Source organism: Thiomicrospira cyclica ALM1 (assembly GCF_000214825.1).
In the GTDB taxonomy this organism is placed as follows: Bacteria; Pseudomonadota; Gammaproteobacteria; order Thiomicrospirales; family Thiomicrospiraceae; genus Thiomicrospira; species Thiomicrospira cyclica.
The window spans coordinates 1634289-1638357 of record NC_015581.1; the positions used below are offsets into that span (position 1 = coordinate 1634289).

2 protein-coding genes are annotated in these 4069 nt (G+C 49.6%); both read right to left on the reverse strand.

The window, feature by feature from the left end; genetic code table 11:
- Positions 1-2: 2 nt before the first annotated feature.
- The gene (locus THICY_RS07335; RefSeq protein ID WP_013835978.1) at positions 3-2237 is read right to left on the reverse strand and encodes a primosomal protein N'; all 2235 of its coding nucleotides are present in this window, start codon (positions 2235-2237) and stop codon (positions 3-5) included.
- Positions 2238-2332: 95 nt separating this feature from the next.
- Positions 2333-4045, reverse strand: coding sequence for a ShlB/FhaC/HecB family hemolysin secretion/activation protein (locus THICY_RS07340; protein ID WP_013835979.1), 1713 nt, complete (start codon positions 4043-4045; stop codon positions 2333-2335).
- Positions 4046-4069: the final 24 nt, after the last annotated feature.

Below are 4069 nucleotides of genomic sequence, written 5' to 3' on the forward strand. Positions count from 1 at the left end.
TTTTAACTGGTTTCTTGCGGATCGACATCAATGCTCCAACGAATCCGGTTCGCCAACGGATGGGCATAAACGTCTGCCGCAACTGCTTGCCACCAGGCCTGCAGACTGCCTCGGGTTTCTGCTTGCAATAACAATTGATAACGCCAGCGGTTTTGCCGTTTCGCCATCGGCGCAGTCACCGGGCCCCACACCTCGCAGGGCTGGCTAACCGGCACAGCCAATAATAAGTCTTTAATCGCCTCTAAAAACGCGACCGCTTGGTTGGAATCGACCGCCTCTACTCGCACCAACAACTGAAACCCAAACGGCGGCAGGTTCGCTAATTGTCGATCGCGCAAGGTATCCGCGGCAAAACCGGCATAACCTTCGCGCAATAATTGTTGATAGGTCGGATGTTCGGGTTGGTGGGTTTGAATCAAGACTCGTCCAGGTTGACTGGCTCGCCCCGCGCGACCGGCCACCTGAACCAACAGTTGCGCCATGCGCTCGGCACCACGAAAATCGACACTAAACAAGCCCTGATCTAAATCGAGCATCACCACCAAGGTCAGCTTAGGAAAATGATGACCTTTAGCCAACATTTGAGTGCCAATCAAAATGTCGGCAGCGCCATCCCGCGCCTGCCCCACTTTTTCCGCCAAACTGCCTTTTAACCGCGTGGTATCTCGGTCAATCCGCAAAATGCTATGAGTTGGAAATTGCTGGGTTAAAAACTGCTCTAAACGCTCGGTTCCCTGCCCCAAAGCCACAAATTGGGTGGCGCCACAAGCTGGACAAGCCTTAGGTTTTGGCTGTTGAAACCCGCAATGGTGGCACTTTAAGCTATCGCTAGCCTGATGATAGGTTAAATTGGCATCACAGTGCGAACAACTCCCCTGCCAACCACAGCTATGGCATAGCAACACGGGCGCAAAACCACGACGGTTTAAAAACACCAACACCTGCCCACCGGCGGCTAAGGCTTCGCGCATCTGGTGCAAGGCTTTGTTCGACAAGCCTTCTTGCAAACGATCACCACGCACATCTAACAAACGCAACTGCGGTGGTTGCGCATTGGCCGCTCGCTGACTCAGGCGCAAATAGCCAAAGCGCCCCGATTGCGCATTATGCAAACTTTCCATGCTGGGCGTTGCTGAGCCCAGCACCACCGGAATTTGCAACATCTGCGCGCGCCGAATGAGTAAATCCCGTGCGTAATAACGAAAACCATCTTGTTGTTTAAAGGACAGATCATGTTCTTCATCCAAAATGCACAAGCCCAAATTAGCAAAAGGCGTAAACAAAGCCGAGCGCGTACCCAGCATCACCTGAGCCTCACCGCGACGCATCACCTGCCAGGCACAGTGACGCTCTTGATCATTAAGGCCCGAGTGCAAAGCCACCACCGGTTGTTGCAAATAGGCCTCAAAGCGGGCCGCTGTTTGCGGGGTTAAACCGATTTCCGGCACCAACACCAAAACTTGTTTACCCTGCGCCAACACCTGTTCAATTAAAGCCAAATACACCTCGGTTTTACCGCTACCAGTAACACCGTCAAGCAAAAAACAACGAAAACCCTTCGAAGCCTGCACCTGCGCTACCGCCGCAGCCTGTTCTTCATTTAAAGAGTGGCGCACCGATGCCGGCAGAGTTTTTTGCGCCAAACAGGCACCTTCACTGACCACTAACCAGCCCTGCTCAACCCATCGCTTCACTAAAGGTTGCCATTGACTAAATGCCGCATTCAGTTGACTGGATGACCAGGCCTGGTCATCGCAAAAGGCCTGCCACAGAGCTCGTTGTTTGTGCGCCCGCGCACTGAGTTGATCGACACTGACCGTCTGGCCTAATACCGAGCGCTGCCAGGTCACCACCCCTGGTAAGGATAAGGGTTTGCCCACCCGCAAGCGTTTCGGCAAAGCCGCCATCACCACCTCACCTAAGGGTTCATGATAATAGCTGGCCGCCCAGTGCAAAAAGGCCAAATCCTGTGCGTTGAATAGTGGCTCGTCATCAAGCTTGTGCAACAAGGGTTTCAGCTTACTTGCATCGACACCATCGTCTTGATTAACCCCTACCACCACCGCGATTTTGGTCTGATTACGAAAAGGCACCGCAACGCGCCAACCAAGCCAACCCTGCGACCAGGCCTGGAGGTCGACAGTGGCTTGATTAGCAACATCGTCGGGCAACAGATAGCTTAACGGCTGCCAAAATGGGCCGGGAAGTGCGACTTGAACACGGAGCGAGGGCGTCATAATAATAAGAAGATTCTTTGAGCAAAAACTTTAACTAAGTTTAGCACAGAGAAAAGCCTGCATGAGCAGGCTTGATTAAGGGGTAAAAAACAGCATTAAAACCAAACCATCGCTTGTAACCAAAAACGCCCATTGTCATTTTTAGCTTCCGAATCTAAGCCACTGCTACGTCGCTGAAAGGGGTTATCATTGATCTTGTGGGCATAAGTAGCTCTGACACTATAAGCATTCGGCTTGGACCAGGACATACCTAGCCCAGCACCTGTTAATTCATTGCGATTGGGCAAAGTATCAAACGGGCTGGTAGTTTCCTTATTGCGCAAAACCACCCCATGGTCAACAAACACTTGCAACTGCCAATCACCACCCAAGCCCTGGGGACCAGAAAAATCATAACGCGCCTCGGCGGTTAATTTATAACCCGAATCTCCTGCTGCCTCGCCACTGGGGTATGCTCGCACACCACTAATACCGCCAATACTAAATTTTTCACTCGAATCAAGGTTTCGAGAAGGCATTTGCTGCGTTTCTGCCGATACAAACACATTCCACTGCGAACTAATGTTCTGCAACCGCGAAATATTCGCCATGACATAGCCAAACGTTTCTGTCTTATTAGCATTTAAGCTGTTTTTAACATCACCATACTGAACCGTCATTTGATACTGAGTAAAGCCGCCACGCGCTTTAGTATTCGTGTGGTTTCCTTGTAAACGTAAATGTGCGCGGTTGAAATCGCGCTTACCAGTAATATTTTCAACCGTATCATCTTCAAGCTTTTTATACTCTAAACCGGCAATAGCATTAACATTCGCCGTACGTGATCGAATGATTGGGTAACGCAAATCTGCGCCATAGGTTGTCGCCTGACCTGTCAAATCTTGGTTTGCAAAATCCTCACCTAATTTGTAATTTAAATGACTCACGTAGGGATTTATCGTTAAACCGCTATAACCTAGCGGAGCTTGATAGCCCAATCGCCCATAAGTTAGGCCAGAAGTAATTGATACCATGGCATTGAACTGATCGCCCATACCGCTGAGATTATTGACATTAGCCATCAAGTTGATGCGATTGGTACCGGTATAAAAGTTGCCATAATTATCAACCCAAGCCAAGCCCGTATAGCGATCCGTGTCATTAAAAATAACATTGACTCGGGTGGTGCCCGGCTCGCTACCCGCCTGCAAATCTGAACGGGCACTGATACCCGCCAAGTCATTAAACAGCAATAAGCCGCGCTCCATTTGATTCGCTTGAATAATCCCCGACGTATCCGCTTTAAGCGCGTTATTTAACGTATTAACGATGCGACGGTCGGTTAAATTGACCGTTTTATTATCCAGTAAATGCTGCCAGTCCCCGCCCCCTTCAATACGACCCGGTTGAATAGTTATTAACAACACGCCATCACTGATATCCTGCTCAGGTAAATACGCAAAAGCCAAAAAGTAGCCTTTATTTTTAACATACTCAGTGACGCGGTCGGCTAAAAACATTAGCCCATTAAAGCCAAGATTACGGCCGATGGCATCGGCTAAAAGACTCTGTAACTCAGCCTCCGATACCAAACCTTCGTGACCCTGAAAAACCAAACCAACCAAGGTAATGGTTTCTCCGGTATCAGGCAAAGGTGGAGGTAGTTCACTGCCAAAACGAATCGGTGGCGCAATATCTAAACGCTGCGACTCAATATCACGTAACAATGACCCGGCATCCGGTGGCGTTTGCGCATACACCAGGCTTGGTAGCGCCAATACACCACCACTGATAACCAGCGCTATGGCCGTTTTAATCGATTTATTCATCACTAAATCCTTTACCTAATCCTG

Bases quoted from the DNA above. Each gene is read 5' to 3' on its own strand.
- THICY_RS07340 (WP_013835979.1), bottom strand. From the start codon at position 4,045: ATGAATAAATCGATTAAAACGGCCATAGCGCTGGTTATCAGTGGTGGT.
- THICY_RS07335 (WP_013835978.1), bottom strand. From the start codon at position 2,237: ATGACGCCCTCGCTCCGTGTTCAAGTCGCACTTCCCGGCCCATTTTGG.